The sequence below is a fragment of the Xanthomonas sp. WHRI 8932A genome, from assembly GCF_035012785.1.
Taxonomy (GTDB): Bacteria; Pseudomonadota; Gammaproteobacteria; order Xanthomonadales; family Xanthomonadaceae; genus Xanthomonas.
Genome location: NZ_JAYGQQ010000011.1, coordinates 140,353 through 158,353 on the forward strand (window position 1 = coordinate 140,353; position 18,001 = coordinate 158,353).

Below are 18,001 nucleotides of genomic sequence, written 5' to 3' on the forward strand. Positions count from 1 at the left end.
GCGTCTGCGTTGCGCGTCGTGGAAGGTATGCCGGGGCCTGACGATGCAGCTCGATGCGATCTCTTGATCGGTCGGTGTCTCTATCAGCCACGTAGACGATGCAGCGTCGGCGGCTCGATCAAGATGTTTTGACGCTAGCGCAGCAGCGCCGCACGACATGTGGTGGTGGGTAAATACCTTGCACAGTGAATGACGCAAGCACCGCAATCACCCAGCGCTGCGCCGCTTCGACGTGCCACTACGGCTGCGCTTCTTGCCGGGGGCAAGTGGTGCGGCCGTTTCGTCGGCCAGCACGCCGCCGTGTTGCATCTGCTCCAGCCACGACAACGCATCGACATAGCCGAGGAAGTGCTGCAGATAGCCGGGCGAGCGTTCGCGCATCAGGGTGATGCAGCGATGCACCAGCACGCTGGAATTGAGCGGGCCGGCATCCTTGGGGGCGTCCTGCAGCGATTGACGCACCTGGCTGGCGGTGCGCACCGTGGTCCAGGTGCGGCGGAAATCGTCCAGCGCCGGCAGCTCCGGAAACAGCTGCGCATCGGTGGCCGCGGTCTTTCTGCTGTCCACCTCCATCAACGCGGCGTGGCCTGCCAGCTGGTCGGTCAGGGCACCGAGCGGGCTACGCTGCGTTGGCTGCGACGCAACGCCGGCCTTCGTGCCGCGCGCAGTTTTCTTGATAGTGGCTGCATACGCATCGACCAGGCCGGCAAGCGTTTGTTCCAGCACCGCACGCACTGCATCGGCCTGCGTTTCGGCACGCGTCGCCAGGGTCTGCATGAGATGGAAGCGCACCGGGTCCAGCCGATCGGCGCCCTGGCTGCGCCAACGCTCCAGGCGCGCGCGTGCGGATGCCGGTGTGCTCATCGTGTAGCGGCGGACTGCGTGGGCGCGGCGCGCTGCGCACCGGACGGGCGCGCGATCGGGGCGATCTCCACACGGCGATTCTTGGCGCGGCGCGCTTCGTCTGCGTTGGAGTCCACCGGTTGCTGCGCGCCGAACGCCGCAGCGAACACCGACGCGGCCGGCACGCCTTCGGCGATCAGTGCACGGGTCACGGTGAGTGCGCGTTGCGCGGACAATTCCCAGTTGTCGGCGTAGCGGCGGTTGCCGCCCAGCACCGGGCGGTCGTCGGTAAAGCCGCTGACCATCAGCAGTTCCTCGCGCGCGCTCAGGTACTGCGCCAATGGCGCCGCAAGCGACTTCAACACTTCGCGTCCTTCCGGCTGCAGTTGATCGGAGTTGAACGCAAACAGCACGTTGCCGCGAATGCCGATGCGACCATCGACCAGGGTGACGCGGCCGGCAGCCAGCGGCGCGGCCAGCGCCTGTTCCAGGGTCTTGCGGCGCTGCGCTTCGGCCTGGCGCTGTTTGACCTCCTGATCGAGACGGCTGGACAACTGTAGCTGCACGCCGATCACCCCGACCAGGATCAGCACGAACGCGCCCAGCAGCACCGACATCAGGTCGCCGAATGCGGCCCAGATCGGGGTGCCCGATTCGCCATCGCTTTCGATCTCGTCGCTCATGCCGGCTCCGCTGCGCCGGCATCGCTGCGGCGGCCCTCAAGCTGGCGCAGTTCTTCGATGATCTGCTTCTGCGACAGCATGCTGAGGTCGACCACTTCACGCGCCTGCGCCACGTAATACGCCAGCTGGTCGTCGCTGCGCGCCAGCGAAGCATCCAGTGCGGTGGCCACGTGTTGCAGACGTTCGTTGAGCTCGCCGGTGGAGCTGCTGAACAACTGCACCGCCATGCCGAAGGCTTCGCCGAGGCTGGCCACTTCCACCGCGCTGCCACTGACGTGCGCGGCCACCGCGCCGAGCTTGCCGGTTTCGCTGCCGATCTGTTCGGTGAGTTGGCTGCCCACGCGCTGCAGCAGATCTGCCGAGGTGGTGACCAGCGCATCGACGGCTTCGCGTTGTTCGGTGGAGGCGTGATTGACCGCGTTGAGCAAGGTGTCCAGCGTGGCCAACAGGCGGCTGCGTTCTTCCAGCATGGCGGTGTCGCGCACCATGCTTTCCGACAGGTTCTGGCGCAGCTCGGCCACCACATCGGCCGCGGCCTTGGGCGCTTCGGAGGCGATCTGCATCAGGCGCGAGACCTCGGCAATCGTGGCGCTGGTTTGCGCCTGCGCCTGCGTGGACAGTTCGCTGGCGGTGCTGGCCAGGGTGTCGCAGATGGCCTGCTGTTGCTGGGTGACGCGCTCGCCGGTCTGTTCCCACTGCTTGGCCAAGGTGGCGCTCATCGCGGTGAAGCGATCGCTCCACACTGCAAGACGCTGCGCATCGCGCGCTTCCAGCGCGGCCTGCAACTCGGTGTGCGAGTGCTGCAAGGTGCCGACAAGGTCCGCGGCATGCGTATCGAAGCTGGCGGTTGCGGCGGCCAGCGCGTTCTGGTGCTGGGTGGCCAACGCGGCACTGGCGTCTTGCTGTTGTGCCAGCGCGTCGCTCCAGGCAGTGGCGGTCTCGCTGCTGGACTGCTCCATGCGCTTGGACACCGCATCCACCAGCGCGTTCGAACGCGCATCGAAGGTGCTGGCGAACTGCGTCAGTGCGTTCTGCAAGTCGTGCGTGAGCGTGTGATTGGCGCGCTGCTGTTCGGTCACCGCAGCGGTCCAGGTGGCTGCGGTGGCGGCGGTGCTGGTCTCAAAGCCGCTGGTCAAGCCGTCCAGCTGCTGCTGCACCGCCTGCTGCACGCCATGCTGCAAGGTGGTGGTCTGCTCGGCAAGCTGTTCCAGCGTGGCCTGCAACTGCGTACCGAGCGACTGGGTGGTGCGTTGTTGTTCGGCAAGCACCGACGCCCAGGTGTCGGCGTTGGCGGCGGTGCTGCGCGCAAAGCCGTCATCGAGTGCGCGCAACTGTTGCTGCACGGCGGTGCCGACGCTGTCCTGCAGGGCGGTGCTGCGTTGCTCGACCTGCGCCAGCATGGCCTGCATCTGCTCGATGAGCGCCTGCTGCGTACGCTCCTGCGCGGCCAGTGCGGCCTGCCAGTGCTCGGCCGCAGTGCGTGCGCTGTCCTTGAAGCCGGTGTCGAGGCCATGCAGTTGCTGCTGCACCGCTGTGCTCACGCCCTCCTGCAATGCAGTGGTGTGCTGGGCGATCTGCGTCAGCGTGGTCTGCAGCTGCGTGTCGAGCGCCAGCTGTGCGTGTTCCTGCGCGGCAAGCGCGGTGGTCCACTGTTGCGCGGCGCTGCTGGCACTGCGATCGAATCCGCTGCTGATGCCGTCCAGCTGCTGTTGCACAGCCTGGGTCAGCTGCGCGTGCAGCGCGGCGGTGTCGCGCGCGATGCTGGCCATGGTGGTCTCCATCGCCGGCTGCAACGCCGCGCCAACCGCGCGCGCGCTGTCTGCAACGCCGGCCTGCAGCGATTGCTCCATCGAGGTGGCCAGCCGCGTGTAGGCGGCTTCGGTTCTGGCATGGAACTCGGCCTGCTGTGCGGCCAGACGTTCGTCGGCGGCAATGCTCTGCTGCTCGATGCTGCCCATCAATGCCTGCAGGCGATCGATCAATGCCGGCATCAACGCGCTTTGTTGCTGCTGCAGCTTGAACACTTCACCGCGCTGGTGCGCGTCCGAATGCGGATGCAATTCGGACGCGATCTTCAGATCCAGCCGCTGCACGGCCTGCAGCCGCTCGCGGCGGCACAGCGCCGACAACAGGCCCAGCATGGCCGAGGTGGCAACACCGGCGATGGAGGTGCCGAAGGCGAATGCCAGGCCTTCCACCGGTGCCGCCAGCGAGCCGCGAATGGCCTGCAGGTCGGTGGCGCTTTGCAGCGCAAACCCGGTGCCCTTGAGCGTGGCCATCATGCCGAGCAGGGTGCCGAGCATGCCCAGCAACACCAGCAGACCGACCAGATACGACGTCAGCACCGGCGCCGGCAACGCCACACGCGCACCCTGGATGCGCAGACGCACCGCATTGCGCAGGCTCGGGTGCAGCTGCTCCAGCCACGCGTCCAGCGCCGACGGCGCGGCGGTGAGCCCGGTCACTGCGGTATCCAGCGTGGCGCTGGCCTGACGATAGCGATACAGCTCCAGCGCACCGGCGAGATAACACGCGCCGATCAGCGCCGCGACGCAGGCACCCAACGGGTTGTTACCCAGATAGCCGAGCCCGACCCAACAAACCGCCAACAGGCCGACAAGAAACACACACACGTGTACAAGAGTTTTGAACATGACGTCCCAGTTAGCGGGTACGAAGCGCTGCAAGCAGGCCTTCGATCGGGTGAAAACGAACATCCAGTTCGGCGAGCAACACGCTCTGCATGTCTTTGCGAAATACATCCAGCCAGCCATCGGACACCGCGCGCGGCGCGATCTCCTGATCGGTTGGCGCGCTGTGCGCGTACGCGGCCTCGCGCAGGCGGTCGAAATGCGTGCCCAGCAGGCCCGGCACGGTGTTCAACAAGGTCTGCTCGCGCGGGCTCAAGGTCAGCTCCATCACCGCATCCACTTCGGCCAGCCGTGCCATGTCGCTGGACACCAGCGCCAGCAGGTCGCGCAGCCGCCCACGCAGATCGCCGGTGGCGGTGCGCATGGCACGTTGCATCGCCAGGTAGTGCTGCCGGAACGGCGCGTAGTCGGGCACGGGCGGCGCTGCCTCCGTGTCCGTCGTAGCGCGCGCTTCGCTGCGCAACCGCGCGACCAGCGCATCCAGATCGGCCACGCTGCTGGTCGCAAGGCCGGCGCGCACGCGGGCGCAGGCGTCGGCATCGAGCGGACGCGGTTCTGGCAGGTCGTCGGTCTCGGGCAGCTTGCCATCCAGCGCCTTGGACACGGCCACGGCGCGTGTCCAGTCGATCCACTGGCTCAGCCGGTCGGCCAGCGCATGGTTGGACTGGGCGACGCGGACATCGCTGAGGCGTGCGAGCAGGCGAATGAACGCCGGGCCCGAGAGGGGCGCCCGTGGAGCAGCTTTCGCCATTGTTCCGGTCAAAGACCGCGCATTTTACACGGGAATGACAGCGGGTCGGCCGGCGACACCGGGCGTGCGCTGCGGTGGCTGGTGACGTTCATGGTTGGGCAGAACTGCGGTCAGGGTGTCATTCGGGAGTCGGGCTCTGGCGGGAGGTGACTGGCCGGAGCGTTGTCAGCGCAGACGGCCGCTGCAATCGGTCGAGCCGGCAGCGTCAGGTGAGACGGTTGCGGCGCCTGCGCTTGCGCCGATTCATGAATGACATTCATGACCGCATGCCGCCTACATGGCATCGCGCGGCGCGCGGGTTTGCTACAACCACAGCAGAGCAGCCGGCGCCCGCCATGCAGGGCTGTCGTCGCGCGCCAGGCACTAGCCATCGCGCCCAGGCACTCGCTATCGCCGGATCTGGCGCCATCGCAGACCTGCCGCTGCGGCGCAGGCCGCCCGCACCCCTCAGGAGCATCCGCATGAAGTTCGACACTCCCGCAGGACCCAACCCCAGCGACCAACTCAAGGTGCTGGGCCAACCGGTCGACCGCGTGGACGGGCCGCTCAAGGTGACCGGGCAGGCCCGCTACGCCTATGAATGGCACGACCAGCCCGGGCAGATGGCGTACGGCTACATCGTCGGCGCGGCGATCGGCAAGGGCCGTATCACCGAGATGGACACCGCCGCCGCACGGGCGGCGGCCGGGGTGATCGCTGTGCTCACCTACCAGAACGTGCCCACATTGGGCACCGGCGAGTTCTACGTGCAGCGGTTTCTGGCAGCGCCGCAGGTGGACCACTACCACCAGGCGGTGGCCGTGGTGGTGGCCGACACCTTCGAGCAGGCCCGTGCGGGTGCGGCGCTGGTGCGGGTGCGTTACGCGCGCGAGCGCGGGCAGTACGACCTGGCCGCCCAGCAGGCCAGCGCCCCGGTGGCGCCGCAGGCCCCGTTCGGTGGGCCGCCACAGACCGCACAAGGCGATTTCGCCGCCGCCTATGCCGCCGCGCCGTTCACCGTGGATGCCACCTACCGCACCCCCGACCAGGCACACGCGATGCTGGAACCGCACGCCACCATCGCGCGCTGGGAAGGCGAGCAGCTGATCTGCCACACCGCCATCCAGCAGATGAACTGGGGCACGCGCGATCTGGGCAAGGTACTGGGCGTGCCGAAGGAGCGCATCCGGCTGCTGTCTCCGTTCATTGGTGGTGGCTTCGGCGGCAAGGGCACCGCGCAGGCGGATCTGGTGCTGGCCGCGCTGGCCGCGCGTATCACCGCACGGCCGGTCAAGCTGGCCCTGCAGCGTCCGCTGATGTTCAACAGCACCATTCACCGGCCCGCCACCATCCAACGCCTGCGCCTGGGCGCCACCGCCGACGGCCGGCTGACCGCGATCGGGCATGAGAGTTGGTCGGGCAATCTGCGCGGCGGTCGCAGCGAGCCCGCCACCTTGTCCACCCGTGCGCTGTATGCCGGTGCCAACCGGATGACTGCGGTTCGGCTGGCGGTGCTGGATCTGGCCGAAGGCAACGCCATGCGCGCACCCGGCGAGGCGCCGGGGATGATGGCGCTGGAAGTGGCGATGGACGAACTGGCCGAACGCGTGGGCATGGATCCGGTGCAGCTGCGCATCGTCAACGACACCCAGGTGGACCCGGAACAGCCGCAGCGCCCGTTCTCCACGCGGCCGTTCGTGGCCTGCCTGCGCAGCGGCGCGCAGCGCTTCGGCTGGTCGCAACGCAATCCCACCCCCGCCAGCGTGCGCGATGGCCGGTGGCTGATCGGCATGGGCATGGCCAGCGCCATTCGCGGCGCGCCGATCTCCAAGGCCGGCGCGCGTGCGCGACTGGACCGCAGTGGCACGCTGACCATCGAAACCGACATGACCGATATCGGTACCGGCAGTTACACCGTCGTGGCGCAGACCGCAGCCGAACTGCTCGGCGTGCCGCTGCAGCAGGTGGTGGTGCGGCTGGGCGATTCGAGCTTTCCGGAAACGCCCGGTTCGGGCGGGCAGCAGGGCGCTGCGTCGGTCACTGCCGGCGTGTATGCCGCCTGCATGCAGCTGCGCGAGACAGTGGCGCAGCGCCTGGGCATTGCCGCAGACCAGGCCCGGTTTGCCGATGGCATGGTGCATGTGGGCGGCCGCGCCATCCCGCTGGCGCAGGCCGCCGAGCATGGCGAGCTGGTGGCCGAGGACGCCATGGAATACGGCACGCTCAAGCAGCAGTACGCGCAGCAGACCTTCGGCGCGCACTTTGCGCAGGTGGCGGTGGATGCCGACACCGGCGAAATCCGCGTGCGCCGGCTGCTGGCGGTCTGCGCCGCCGGACGCATCCTCAATCCCAAGACCGCGCGCAGCCAGGTGATCGGCGGCATGGTGATGGGCGTGGGCGCGGCGTTGATGGAAGAGATGGCGGTGGATACGCGGCTGGGCCTGTTCGTCAATCACGACCTGGCCGGCTACGAAGTGCCGGTGCATGCGGATATTCCGCATCTGGAGGCGCATTTCATCGACGAGGTGGACCCCACCATGTCGCCATTGAAGGCCAAGGGCGTGGGCGAGTTGGGCTTGACCGGCGTGGCGCCGGCGCTGGCCAATGCGATCTACAACGCCACCGGTATCCGCGTGCGCGACTATCCGATCACGCTGGACAAGCTGCTGGCGCAGCTGCCGCGCAGAGCGGGGTAAGTGCAGCAGTAAAAAGGCGGTGTGGCGCCGGCCGGTGTATGCACCGGCGCCAATGCCCGTCAGCGAGCCATCGCGCGTTGGGTTGGCGATGGAGGCGATGCATCAAGCCGCGGACGCATGCATCCATGTGCTAGCTGCTGTGCGTGCGATTGAGCGCACCTGACACTGCGTGCTGCTAACAAAACTTAAGGTGCTCATCGCCAGGCATGCGCGGCCCGTGCTCGGTGCGCATGTGGCCCTCATACACTGCGGTTCTGAGCGCGCCATCCGCAACCACCTGACGACTGCTCGCGATGTGGTGTTAGTCGCTCTGATTGGAAGTTTTTCGCATCGATACGGATGCAGGTCGGGCAGCGCAAGATCACCTGTCATGTGCGTCTCTGACGACCTCTTGCCTGTGATCGCACACTAACGAGCACGACCGTGCAGTTGAGCTGTGCACTGATCTACGCAGCATAAAAACCGTGCCGTTGGGCGAGCCTGGGCGCGATGGATACACTGTTCCAGCTGCCTCTGTACGTGTCTCTCTAACCAATTCAGGTTGTCGCGCACTGTCACCGAATTACTTCTGTTTTGTAAGGTGAACGGGTATAAGCTGCCGGCCGGGGAACACCCCAACGAGGAACGCAATGGACCACTCCGACATGCAAGTGTCCGATCTGCTGGTCTTGGAGCTGCAAGGGTTCCACGACGCCTATGGCAGTGGACCGGACTTCTGGGACGCTTATCAACGCATCATGGGCGTGGCGGCGCAGGCCGGCGGCAACATGATCAATCTGGCCAACGAAATGGCCTCACTGGCACAAGGGCTCGGCGCCATCGATCGCGCGCAGCTGCTGTAACTGCCTCTCGCGGTCTGGTGCTGGCGTGCGGCTGCCGCCACTGCACCGTGCACGTTGTGCCACCGTCGCATGCGTGAGGATCCGCGTGCTCACCTCATCTTTCTGTCGTTTTCACGCACGCCTGCTGTGCGCATTTTTACGGTTGGCGCATCGATGGCACGTTCGTGATCTTCGCTGATCACGCAGTGTCGGTCGGGGCGCTATCGCAATGCGCTGGGCAGTGGAGATGCGACGCGCCTGCGTTGCCCGCCAGTGCAGCAGTGCCCCCAACCCGTGCCGGATGCGGTGATCCGGCACCTTGTTGAGGAGCCAAGGTGTGAGCGAAACAGTCGAAGGCGTGCGTGTGCATCTGGTCGGTGGCCCGCACGATGGGCAGATGCTATGTGGCACGTCATTGCCGGGCGTGATGCTGCCGGCGGGGTATCGCATGACGCCCTGGCCGGGCGGCCAATCCGGCATTCATTGGCACCGTGAGCTCAATCTGGCTTGCGTGCATGGGGCGCTGGCGGCAGATGAAGTGTGTGCAGCGCTGGGTGCGCAATGGCGTCGCTATCTGGCGATACGGCGGCAGCAAGCCGCTGCAGGCAAGGACGTAGACCTGCCCGACGGGTGTGCGAAGACGGCGTTGGCGTGATGACGCTAGCGCCGGCCGAGTGCGCCGCTTTCTGCGTAGGACACACATTGTTGGCGAGGCGGAGAACGCTCAGCGCGTTCGCTATGGTGCGGTCGCGTGCATACGGCAGCCGGGCGCTAGACAAGGCGCGGTCGATTCACTGACTCAAGGATTCGCGGGTGTGCATGTGGTGCGACATCCGCAGCGAATGCGCGGCGTTAAAGGCAAACGCAATACCGCGCGCTTGGCAGGTGATGCTTACTCCGCGTCGGCGGGCGCCTTGGCCGGTGTGACCACGGCATTGTCTGGCGCGCCGCGCTTCTTCTCACGGCGCAGCGGCGTGTCGCCCAGGCGCTCGATCGCGCCACCGGATTGCTGAAACGCTTCCAGGTCGGCAGCCAGACGCTGTTCGGACAAACGCGGCTTGCCCGGTTGGTTGCTCACGGTCATCGACTGGCGGCGGGAGTTATTCATCGCGAATCCTCATGCGTTGTAGAGCGTCAAGGGGATGCCCCGCCGGCGCTGATCGTCGTAGGTGGCACGCACGTCGCGGCAGTACGGGCCGGACATGACAAAACGCCGACAGATCGCCGGGCGCGTTTCATAGATCGAGCAGCACATGCGCGCGGAATCGATCGCCACGCACCAACCTTCCTCATCGCGCGCCATTACGTGCCAGCCTTGCGGTGTCACGCTGGTCAGATGCTCGGGGATACGGTCGGTTGGATCGACCATGACGGTGAGCCGGCAACAGACGGCATCGCAGCGTTCGCAGAGATTCTTGATGGAAAAGGCCAGATTGAAGTGAAGGCGACACCGGGCTCCGGCCGCAGTTGCACCATACACCCTGCACGCGGTCGGATGTGAACCGGCGCCCGCAGGGCCCGCTATGAACGCGCACCAAGGGACGTGCGGGCTGAGCGGCGCGTCTCGGCGAGTTGCCCGCCGGCAGCAACGCACGCCCGCGACTCGGCAAAGCGCGGATGCACCGAGATGACTGGCAGCATTGGCGCCTGGACGCGCCGCTTGATCGATGCAGGTGACTCGCTGTGCTGACCTTGGTCGTCCCGGTCGCTGAGCAACTGGCCTGAAGAATAGGCCCGCGCCGCGTTGCCTTTGTCACGCCGGTGCGAAGACGGGTTTCACCCCTGCCATTGATGGCGCGCCGTAGCGTGGTGGTTTCCGTAGCACGCATCAGGAGTACCGCAATGAACACATCCAGGCAGCCTCCATCCGCGCACGACCAGCCCGCAGGTCACGACCAGGACCACAGCGCCAAGCAGAAGCAGGACGCGCTGCAGGACGAGGCGGTGGAAGAAACCTTCCCGGCCAGCGACCCGGTATCGCCGTTCGTGCCGGCCAAACCGCTGGACTGAGCGCGGCGATTACGACACCCCAGCTGCCGAGGAGTGATGAACGCTGGTGGCGATCAAAACCAGGAAGGCCCGGTCACTGACCGGGCCTTCCTGGTTCATGTAGTTGGATACGACGCTTAAGGCGTCAGGACCACCTTGCGACAGTCATCCTGCTTCTTGTCAAACAATGCGTAGCCCTGCGCTGCATCGGCCAGCGGCATGCGGTGCGAAATGATGGCATTGGGCTTGAGCTCACCGTTGCCGATACGCTCCAGCAGAGACGGCATATGTTTTTGCACGTGCGTCTGGCCCATCTTGAAGCTCAGCCCCTTGTCGAAGGCATCGCCCAGCATAAAAGCGTGAATAAATCCGGCATACACGCCGGGCACGCTGACCACGCCGCAGCGCCGTGTAGCCGCGATGCATTGGCGGATCGCCACACCGCTGCTGCCCTCCAGTTTGAGGTTGGTGAGCGCAGTTTCGATTGCACTGCCTTCGGCCTCAAAGCCCACCGCCTCGATGCTGGCATCCACGCCACGGCCGTCGGTCTGCGACACGATCACGTCTGCCGGGTCGTCGATCTCGTCGAAGTTGATCGGGATCACGCCGTAGGCCTTGGATGCGAAGTCCAGACGGTACGCATGCCGGTCGACCATGAAGATGCGTTCTGCGCCCAGCATGCGGCAGCACGCTGCAGCCATCAGGCCCACCGGGCCGGCGCCGAAGATCGCCACCGTGGAGCCCTGCTTGACGCCCGCATCGACGACAGCCTGGTACCCGGTGGGCAAGATGTCGGACAGGAACAACACTTGTTCGTCATGCAGCGCATCCGGCACCACCAGCGGCCCGATGTTGGCCTTGGGCACACGAACAAATTCGGCCTGCCCGCCAGACAAGCCGCCGTAGAGATGGCTGAAACCAAACAAAGCCGCAGGCGGGCGCATGTCTTTGTGATTCAGCGCGGCGCCCTTGCCGGTATTGGTAGTTTCGCACGCAGAAAATTCTTGCAGCATGCAGTGGAAGCAGCGCCCACACGCCACCACGAACGGAATCACTACGCGGTCGCCCGGCGTGACTGCGGTAACGTCCGGGCCGACCTCTTCAACGATGCCCATGAACTCGTGGCCGAGAATATCGCCATGGCGCAGGTCCGGAATCTTGCCGCGGTACAGATGCAGATCCGAGCCGCAAATTGCCGTGGCGGTGACGCGCAAGATCAAATCATCGCGTTCGACCAGAACCGGGTCCGGTACGGTTTCTACCCGCACGTCGCGTGAGCCGTGGTAGTTGAGGGCAAGCATGTGGATCTCCTGAAGGCCGACGGGGCGCGGCAATGCAGAGCAGTGTTTGCATCTGGCCGTTAAGCCAGTCAGCACGGTGCGTGCGCACGGTGTGCACGCGCTTGCTCGACGACATCGCGTTGATGCGCATGTCACGTCTGGATAACCCGCGCGCTCGCAGTCTGATTTCACGCGCAGCACTGCGTTGCAACGCGGATGCGGTGATGCAACCCCGACAATTCATGATCGCCACGTGCGATCACTCAGGAGACAGGCATGGGACTTTTCAAGATGGTGACGGCCGGCGCCGTGGGTTATGTGGCATATAAGGCTTGGCAGCGTAGTCAGGGTCTGGCAGCGGACACGCAAGTCGAGCAGGGCGCACGCGAGGATCGCCAAACCGCGCAATCCTCCATCGGGACCACGCCGCCGCATGGCGACCCGCTGCGCGCCAGTGTTGGTGATGCACGCGACCGCCAGCAGGCGCTGGGCGCGCTGGCCATCTTCAACGAGCAGGAGCGCACGCTAGCGCAGCTGGCCGTGGTCAAGGGCGTCGAAGGCGAGCTGCTGGATTTCGCACGCAAGATGGATGAAGCACATAGCGCTGCATTGACCGACCTCAGCCGTTTCGCACCAGACCGCAGCGGTCCGCTGGGGCAGGCCGCATCTGCGCGTTCGAAGAGCGCACGCGACCAGCTGCAAGCGTTGCACGGGCAGGCATTCGAAACGCAGTATCTGCAAAGTGCCGTGCGCAGCCACGCGCAGGCACTGGAACTGCTGGATAAACAATTGAGCAGCGAGCCGGGCTCCAGCGATCTGGGTAAGGAGCTGCAGCGCACGCGCGAAACCATCGCCGAGCATTTGGACCATGCCAAGGCACTCAGCGCGAAGCAGACCCAGCCGCACTGAGATCAGCTAGCAGTAGTGCAGAGCAGCTAATAAACGGCTGCGCTGCCGGCAGGTGGACATGATCGCCGCTCAATGAGGCATGTACCACTCGTACAACCGATTTTGAAAGTACTTTCTACGCCCATCTGACATAAGTCAGTGACACTCTGCTAGCCGCTCTAGTGCCAGCAACAACGTGATGTTTGACCAGGGACTCAGGCGGGCGCCTTGAATACTGGGTGATGTGTCTGGTGGGCGCGAACGTTGAACTCCAAGTTGATCATCGCGCAACGTAGATAAGACAGGCAGCCAAAGCTGCCTGTCTTTTTGACTGAAGTATGGTGCGCGATTGCGCACTGTAGTCACCTGGCGCAACCGACGCAGTGCGGTCTTGCGTTGGATTGAATAGGCAAGCCGAACAGTATGTTTTTCATGCTGTCGCGCAGGTGCCGGCTTGATTCCAAGCAAGCGGCAACCCTATCTCGGTCGAACAAACCCGCATCCCCTACGGATGGCGCGGGCGCGATCACATAACGCGCGTTAAAGCGTGACAGCGCCGCCGGAGATCGTCAGGAGCGTGCCCGATGTGTAGCTGGCCGTGTCGGCTGCGAGCATGACGTAGGCCGAGGCTAATTCCACCGGCTGCCCGGGACGTCCCATCGGTGTCTGCGCTCCGAAATTCTCCACCGATTCTTCGTCCATGCCGGAGGGAATGAATGGCGTCCAGATCGGGCCGGGCAGCACTGCGTTGACGCGGATCTTCTTTTCGGCAAGTACACCGGCTAGGCCGATGGTGAGATTGGCCAAGGCACCCTTGGTGGCCGCGTAAGGCAGGATGTTGGGGGTCGGCTTCTTCGATTGCACCGATGCAGTGTTGATGATGGAACCACCATCTTTCATCAAGGGCGCAGACAGTTGCACCAGATTGAAAACGGCGTGTACGTTGGTGTCGAAGGTCTTGCGCCACTCGTCCAACGTAATGTCTTCGAAGTTTTGGAAATATTTCTGATAGCCGGCATTGTTGACCAGGATATCCAGGCCGCCGAAGGTGCTGTTGACCTTGTCGATCAATGCGGCTGCCTGACTAGGGTCGCTGATATCGCACCCCACCAGCAATGCCTTGACGCCGGCTTTCTCGATCAGTGCTCCGATCTTGGCGGCATCTTCCTGCTCATCAGGCAGAAATGCGATGGCCACATCGGCGCCTTCGCGTGCATAGGCGATCGCAACGGCCGCACCGATGCCGCTGTCGCCACCGGTGATCAACGCACGCTTGCCCTTCAATTGCCCATGTCCGACATAACTGTCTTCGCCGTGGTCCGGGCGTGGGTCCATCTTTTCGGTGCGGCCCGGGAAGCTTTGCTGCTGGGGCTTGAATGGCGGACGCGGGTAATTGGGTACGGGCATGATCGTCTCCTGACATTGGGTTCGCTGACGTGCAGCGCGCGAGTGCTGCGGTGAAAGCCAGTGTGAGCATGCAAACGTAAACATCAGGACTAGGCGATGTCGGCAGCGCGTGTGCTGGCGACCCACGCGTGGGTGGCGCAGCTATCTGTTCGGTTACGGCGTTGCATTGATCGGCGTGCGCGTCGTTGCGAACTTCATGTGTTCTTGCTCACTGCATTCGATACTGAGCGAATTGTCAGGAGACCCACCATGTTTTTGCGCCGTAACGGGCTGTCGTTGTGTCTGCTTGCGCTGACCTTGTTTTTCATCGGCTGCCAGATCTATGCCGGGCTCCACGCCTACAACACGGAGCTGCGCGAGCATGGATTGCCGACGCTGCAGCTGGCTGCCTATCTGCACAGCCCGCACTTCATGTCTGCGTTGTTCGAGAATTGGGAAAGCGAATTTTTGCAGATGGGCATGTACGTGTTGCTGACGGTCAAATTGCGTCAGGTGGGGTCCGCGGAATCGCGCCCGCTCGACCCCGGTCAAGAGCACACGTCGATCAAGCCAGGCCCTGCGCCGTGGCCGGTACGTGCCGGTGGACTGTGGCTGCGCCTGTACCAGCATTCGCTGGCGATCGCGTTTGGCATCCTGTTCCTGATGAGTTTTGTGTTGCATCTGATCGGCAGCTGGCGGCTGGAGCTGCTGGAACGTGCACAGAAGGGCCTGCCACCGATCAGCATGCTCGACCATTTCACCGATGCCGGGTTCTGGTTCGAGTCGATGCAAAACTGGCAAAGCGAATTTCTGGCGGTGTTTTCACTGGTGGTCTTGACGATCTGGCTGCGCCAGAAGGACTCGCCACAATCCAAACCAGTCGAGGCGCCACATTCGCAAACCGGCGGATGATGGTGGTGGCAAGCCCCTGCGCAGATACTAGGCGGACCCGCTAGAGAGCACTTCACGCCATCACACAACGTCGTTCACCGCACTGCAATGTGCCTTTGCCTAGCGTGACATCACACCGTGACGCAGGAGATGCAGATGGGGACCGAACCGAAAAAACCATGGGGCCCTGACGCCGATCAGAGCAAGCCATTTACGCCGCAGGAAAGACGCAACGAAGATGCGGACTGGAAAGTGCACGACATGCCCGACGAGGACCGTGACGTGAACAAGGCCGACCCGGAGCACGATTACGAACGACCGGATGGATCGGAAAAGAGCTGAGATTTCTCGCAATTGGATAGCACAACGCCCGCAAATGCTGACGTTGTGCTATCTGCCGCGTTGCGATGTCATGCCCGCACTCCACGCCGCGCAGCGCTGGAGCAGGCTCAATGGTGATAGCCCACATCCGCCGCGATCTTGCCGCGGAACACGCGATACGACCACACCGTATATCCCAACACCAGCGGCAACAGCACGACCAGGCCAACCATCGGAAAGATCTGCGACGACGGTGGCGCGGCCGCCTGCCAGATGGTGTAGCTCGGCGGTACCAGATACGGCCACATGCCCAGCACCAGCCCGATAAAGCCCAGCACGAAGATCGCCAGCGTCAGCAAGAACGGCGATGCATCGCTGCGTGAGCTGTCGCTGCTGCGCCACAGCGCCACTGCCACTGCCGCGGTCACCACCGGAATGGGCGACAACCACCAGAAGTTGCCATGCGCAAACCAGCGCGCCATCACGTGCGAACTCAGGAACGGCAGCCACGCGCTGACCAGCACCAAGAAAGTCACCACCACACCGACCAGCGGCTTGGTCAATTGACGCGCCAGGGTGTGCGTGCGCCCCTCGGTCTTGAGGATCAGCCAGGTGCTGCCGAGCAGCGCATAGCCAAACACCAAGGCCGCACCGGTGAGCATGGTGAACGGGCTGAACCAGCCGAATACTCCGCCGATATAGCGCCCATTCTCCAACGCCATGCCTTCCACCAGCGCGCCCAGAATGATGCCTTGCGCGAATGCGGTAAGGATCGATCCAGCGATGAACGACAGCGTCCACAGCCGTCGCGAGCGATGCGCCTTGAAGCGGAACTCGAAGGCCACGCCGCGGAACACCAGCGCCATCACCATCAACAGCACCGGCAGATACAGCCCGGACAGGATCACCGCGTACGCCGCTGGAAATGCCGCGAACAAGCCTGCGCCACCGAGCACCAGCCAGGTCTCGTTGCCGTCCCAGATCGGCGCGGCGGTGTTCATCATCAGGTCCACTTCCTGCTCGTCGCGTGCGAACGGCGCCAGCATGCCCAACCCCAACACAAAGCCATCGAGCACCACGTACATCAGCACGCCAAAGCCGATGACGCCGAACCACGCCACCGGCAACCAGTAACTTAGTTCCACGGTGCGTTCTCCTGCTCCAACGCGGTGTCTGCTGCCGACAACGGGCGTGCTGGGGTGTGTTCGCCGCCGGCCACGTCCGGGCCGTCGTGACTGGGCTGCGGGCCGGCGCGGACCAGCTTGGTCAAATAGAAGATGCCGAAACCGAACACGAACGCGTAGCCCAGCACATACACCAGCAGCGACACCGCCACGGTGGCTGTCGATTGCGGGCCCACCGCGTCGGCGGTGCGCAGCAGTCCATACACCACCCACGGCTGTCGCCCGATCTCGGTGACGAACCAGCCGGCGACCAGGGCGATAAAGCCGGCCGGCAGCATCACGTTCCAGGCCAGGATCAGCGCTTTTGCATGCAGTCGGCCGCGCCACCAGGCGATGGCGGAAATCCACGACAGCAACAGCATCGCCATACCCAGGCCGACCATGATGCGGAACGCAAAGAACACCGGCGCCACCGGTGGCCGCTGATCGCGCGGCACCGAGGTCAGCGGGGTGATCTCGCCATCGGTGCTGTGGGTCAGGATCAGGCTGCCCAGACGCGGAATAGCGACTTCATAGTCGTTGCGCTCGGCCTCGGCATTGGGCAACGCAAACACCACCAGCGGCACGCCGGCGCCGGCTTTTTCGTTATGCCAGTGCGCTTCCATTGCCGCTACTTTGAGCGGCTGATGTTCGAGCGTGTTGAGGCCGTGCTGGTCGCCGACCATGACCTGGATAGGCAGCACGATGGCCGCAAAGGCCACCGACAGCCGCAACATGCGCGCCGCCTCGGTCAGATGCACGCCCTTGCGCAAGTAATACGCCGCCACACCGCCCACCACGAAGCAGGTGGTGATGAACGAGCCCAGCGCCATATGCGCAAGCCGATACGGAAACGATGGGTTGAAGATGATCTGCATCCAGCTCACTGGATGCACGATGCCATTGACCATCGCGTAGCCCTGCGGCGTATGCAGCCAGCTGTTGGACGACAGGATCCAGAAGGTGGACACCAGCGTACCGATCGCCACCATGCAGGTCGCAAAGAAGTGCAGCTTCTCCGACACGCGACCCCAGCCGAACAGCATCACGCCAAGAAAGCTCGCTTCCAGAAAAAACGCGGTGAGGACTTCATAGCTCAGCAGCGGCCCGATCACGCTGCCGGCAATGCGGCTGAGCTCCGGCCAGTTGGCGCCGAACTGGAACGCCATCACGATGCCGCTGACCACGCCCATGCCGAAGGAGACGGCGAAGATGCGCAACCAGAAAAAGTACAGCCGCTTCCACCCCTCGTCGTGCGTGCGTAGCCAACGCCATTCCAGAAAGCCCAGCAGATTCGCAAGGCCAATGGTGAAGGCGGGGAACAACACATGGAACGAAATGACGAAGGCGAACTGGATGCGGGACAACAACAGCGCTTCCACAGGGATCTCCCTAGTGCCGGACGAGCGTGGGTACGTTCACGGCGACACTGGCGTGGCAAAGGTGATGGTCATTGGTGATCGTGATCGTGGATCGGGGCTGACGTACAACGTCAGCATCTCGGGAAAGCGCTGCGCTATCGCGTTGCGCCTCGTCATGCTGCGGACCGCAAGCGTGTGCGCATGCGGCACTAAAGGGTGATCCGGCGTAGCGAGCGCAACTGCAAGGTGGCAGTGCCGCGTTGCCGCGCCCGTTATCCGTGCCGGCCGAAGCGTTGCC

The 18,001-nt window shown here is 64.4% G+C and carries 17 protein-coding genes and 1 other RNA gene; 8 read left to right on the plus strand and 10 right to left on the minus strand.

The annotated features are described in order from the left end of the window. Window positions 1-207: 207 nt before the first annotated feature. From VC212_RS18320 to VC212_RS18335, 4 genes are read right to left on the minus strand one after another with little or no spacing between them, the layout of a single operon-like run. On the minus strand, window positions 208-864 hold the full coding sequence (locus tag VC212_RS18320) for a DUF2894 domain-containing protein (RefSeq protein WP_323515035.1): 657 nt from the start codon (window positions 862-864) through the stop codon (window positions 208-210). Then, the gene (locus VC212_RS18325) at window positions 861-1,526 is read right to left on the minus strand and encodes an OmpA family protein (protein ID WP_115529014.1); all 666 of its coding nucleotides are present in this window, start codon (window positions 1,524-1,526) and stop codon (window positions 861-863) included. The genes VC212_RS18320 and VC212_RS18325 overlap by 4 nt, the downstream gene beginning before the upstream one ends. Beyond that, entirely contained in the window at window positions 1,523-4,180 is a 2,658-nt protein-coding gene (locus tag VC212_RS18330) for a DUF802 domain-containing protein (protein WP_323515034.1), read from the minus strand. The genes VC212_RS18325 and VC212_RS18330 overlap by 4 nt, the downstream gene beginning before the upstream one ends. Before the next feature lie 10 nt (window positions 4,181-4,190). Further along, window positions 4,191-4,928 (minus strand): DUF3348 domain-containing protein, encoded by a 738-nt coding sequence (locus tag VC212_RS18335; protein ID WP_323515033.1) that lies wholly within the window; start codon window positions 4,926-4,928, stop codon window positions 4,191-4,193. Window positions 4,929-5,389: 461 nt separating this feature from the next. On the opposite strand from VC212_RS18335, the gene paoC reads away from it, so the two are divergent. The 4 genes from paoC (at window position 5,390) to VC212_RS18355 (ending at window position 9,079) form a co-directional block, all read left to right on the plus strand. After that, the gene (gene paoC / locus VC212_RS18340) at window positions 5,390-7,603 is read left to right on the plus strand and encodes an aldehyde oxidoreductase molybdenum-binding subunit PaoC (protein WP_323515032.1); all 2,214 of its coding nucleotides are present in this window, start codon (window positions 5,390-5,392) and stop codon (window positions 7,601-7,603) included. A 230-nt stretch (window positions 7,604-7,833) separates the two neighbouring features. Further along, window positions 7,834-7,910, plus strand: a non-coding RNA gene (locus VC212_RS18345) — sX9 sRNA. A gap of 322 nt (window positions 7,911-8,232) precedes the next feature. Continuing rightward, window positions 8,233-8,445: a hypothetical protein gene (locus VC212_RS18350; protein ID WP_055847794.1), complete on the plus strand. Its 213-nt coding sequence runs from the start codon at window positions 8,233-8,235 to the stop codon at window positions 8,443-8,445. Between the two features lie 316 nt (window positions 8,446-8,761). Then, window positions 8,762-9,079 carry a hypothetical protein gene (locus VC212_RS18355; RefSeq protein ID WP_323515031.1) on the plus strand — a complete coding sequence of 106 codons (318 nt, stop codon included), beginning with the start codon at window positions 8,762-8,764 and terminating at the stop codon, window positions 9,077-9,079. A gap of 237 nt (window positions 9,080-9,316) precedes the next feature. On the opposite strand, the gene VC212_RS18360 is transcribed toward VC212_RS18355, so the two are convergent. Together VC212_RS18360 and VC212_RS18365 are read right to left on the minus strand one after the other, a co-directional pair. Then, on the minus strand, window positions 9,317-9,532 hold the full coding sequence (locus VC212_RS18360; RefSeq protein ID WP_055847800.1) for a hypothetical protein: 216 nt from the start codon (window positions 9,530-9,532) through the stop codon (window positions 9,317-9,319). A 9-nt stretch (window positions 9,533-9,541) separates the two neighbouring features. Further along, window positions 9,542-9,793, minus strand: a complete 252-nt coding sequence (locus VC212_RS18365; protein ID WP_055847802.1) for a YkgJ family cysteine cluster protein — start codon at window positions 9,791-9,793, stop codon at window positions 9,542-9,544. 473 nt (window positions 9,794-10,266) lie between these two features. Between VC212_RS18365 and VC212_RS18370 the strand changes: the two genes are divergently transcribed. Continuing rightward, window positions 10,267-10,434 carry a hypothetical protein gene (locus VC212_RS18370; protein ID WP_323515030.1) on the plus strand — a complete coding sequence of 56 codons (168 nt, stop codon included), beginning with the start codon at window positions 10,267-10,269 and terminating at the stop codon, window positions 10,432-10,434. 116 nt (window positions 10,435-10,550) lie between these two features. Here the strand turns inward: VC212_RS18370 and VC212_RS18375 are convergent, their stop codons facing one another. Next, window positions 10,551-11,714 carry a zinc-dependent alcohol dehydrogenase gene (locus VC212_RS18375; protein WP_323515029.1) on the minus strand — a complete coding sequence of 388 codons (1,164 nt, stop codon included), beginning with the start codon at window positions 11,712-11,714 and terminating at the stop codon, window positions 10,551-10,553. Window positions 11,715-11,969: 255 nt separating this feature from the next. On the opposite strand from VC212_RS18375, the gene VC212_RS18380 reads away from it, so the two are divergent. Further along, on the plus strand, window positions 11,970-12,602 hold the full coding sequence (locus VC212_RS18380; protein ID WP_323515028.1) for a DUF4142 domain-containing protein: 633 nt from the start codon (window positions 11,970-11,972) through the stop codon (window positions 12,600-12,602). Between the two features lie 519 nt (window positions 12,603-13,121). Here VC212_RS18380 and VC212_RS18385 read toward each other — a convergent pair. Then, entirely contained in the window at window positions 13,122-13,988 is an 867-nt protein-coding gene (locus VC212_RS18385) for an SDR family oxidoreductase (protein ID WP_323515027.1), read from the minus strand. Between the two features lie 249 nt (window positions 13,989-14,237). Between VC212_RS18385 and VC212_RS18390 the strand changes: the two genes are divergently transcribed. Both VC212_RS18390 and VC212_RS18395 read left to right on the plus strand, forming a co-directional pair. Beyond that, window positions 14,238-14,879, plus strand: coding sequence for a DUF6766 family protein (locus VC212_RS18390; RefSeq protein ID WP_323515026.1), 642 nt, complete (start codon window positions 14,238-14,240; stop codon window positions 14,877-14,879). Between the two features lie 135 nt (window positions 14,880-15,014). Then, window positions 15,015-15,200 (plus strand): hypothetical protein, encoded by a 186-nt coding sequence (locus tag VC212_RS18395; RefSeq protein ID WP_323515025.1) that lies wholly within the window; start codon window positions 15,015-15,017, stop codon window positions 15,198-15,200. Between the two features lie 107 nt (window positions 15,201-15,307). Here the strand turns inward: VC212_RS18395 and cydB are convergent, their stop codons facing one another. After that, on the minus strand, window positions 15,308-16,324 hold the full coding sequence (cydB, locus tag VC212_RS18400; RefSeq protein WP_323515023.1) for a cytochrome d ubiquinol oxidase subunit II: 1,017 nt from the start codon (window positions 16,322-16,324) through the stop codon (window positions 15,308-15,310). Then, a complete protein-coding gene (locus tag VC212_RS18405; RefSeq protein ID WP_323515022.1) occupies window positions 16,315-17,724 on the minus strand; it encodes a cytochrome ubiquinol oxidase subunit I in 1,410 nt (469 codons plus the stop codon). The genes cydB and VC212_RS18405 overlap by 10 nt, the downstream gene beginning before the upstream one ends. Between the last annotated feature and the right edge of the window lie 277 nt (window positions 17,725-18,001).

Coding starts and splice junctions, on each gene's coding strand:
- VC212_RS18320 (WP_323515035.1), bottom strand. CDS start 864: ATGAGCACACCGGCATCCGCACGCGCGCGCCTGGAGCGTTGGCGCAGC.
- VC212_RS18325 (WP_115529014.1), bottom strand. CDS start 1,526: ATGAGCGACGAGATCGAAAGCGATGGCGAATCGGGCACCCCGATCTGG.
- VC212_RS18330 (WP_323515034.1), bottom strand. CDS start 4,180: ATGTTCAAAACTCTTGTACACGTGTGTGTGTTTCTTGTCGGCCTGTTG.
- VC212_RS18335 (WP_323515033.1), bottom strand. CDS start 4,928: ATGGCGAAAGCTGCTCCACGGGCGCCCCTCTCGGGCCCGGCGTTCATT.
- paoC (WP_323515032.1), top strand. CDS start 5,390: ATGAAGTTCGACACTCCCGCAGGACCCAACCCCAGCGACCAACTCAAG.
- VC212_RS18350 (WP_055847794.1), top strand. CDS start 8,233: ATGGACCACTCCGACATGCAAGTGTCCGATCTGCTGGTCTTGGAGCTG.
- VC212_RS18360 (WP_055847800.1), bottom strand. CDS start 9,532: ATGAATAACTCCCGCCGCCAGTCGATGACCGTGAGCAACCAACCGGGC.
- VC212_RS18365 (WP_055847802.1), bottom strand. CDS start 9,793: ATGGTCGATCCAACCGACCGTATCCCCGAGCATCTGACCAGCGTGACA.
- VC212_RS18370 (WP_323515030.1), top strand. CDS start 10,267: ATGAACACATCCAGGCAGCCTCCATCCGCGCACGACCAGCCCGCAGGT.
- VC212_RS18375 (WP_323515029.1), bottom strand. CDS start 11,714: ATGCTTGCCCTCAACTACCACGGCTCACGCGACGTGCGGGTAGAAACC.
- VC212_RS18380 (WP_323515028.1), top strand. CDS start 11,970: ATGGGACTTTTCAAGATGGTGACGGCCGGCGCCGTGGGTTATGTGGCA.
- VC212_RS18385 (WP_323515027.1), bottom strand. CDS start 13,988: ATGCCCGTACCCAATTACCCGCGTCCGCCATTCAAGCCCCAGCAGCAA.
- VC212_RS18390 (WP_323515026.1), top strand. CDS start 14,238: ATGTTTTTGCGCCGTAACGGGCTGTCGTTGTGTCTGCTTGCGCTGACC.
- VC212_RS18395 (WP_323515025.1), top strand. CDS start 15,015: ATGGGGACCGAACCGAAAAAACCATGGGGCCCTGACGCCGATCAGAGC.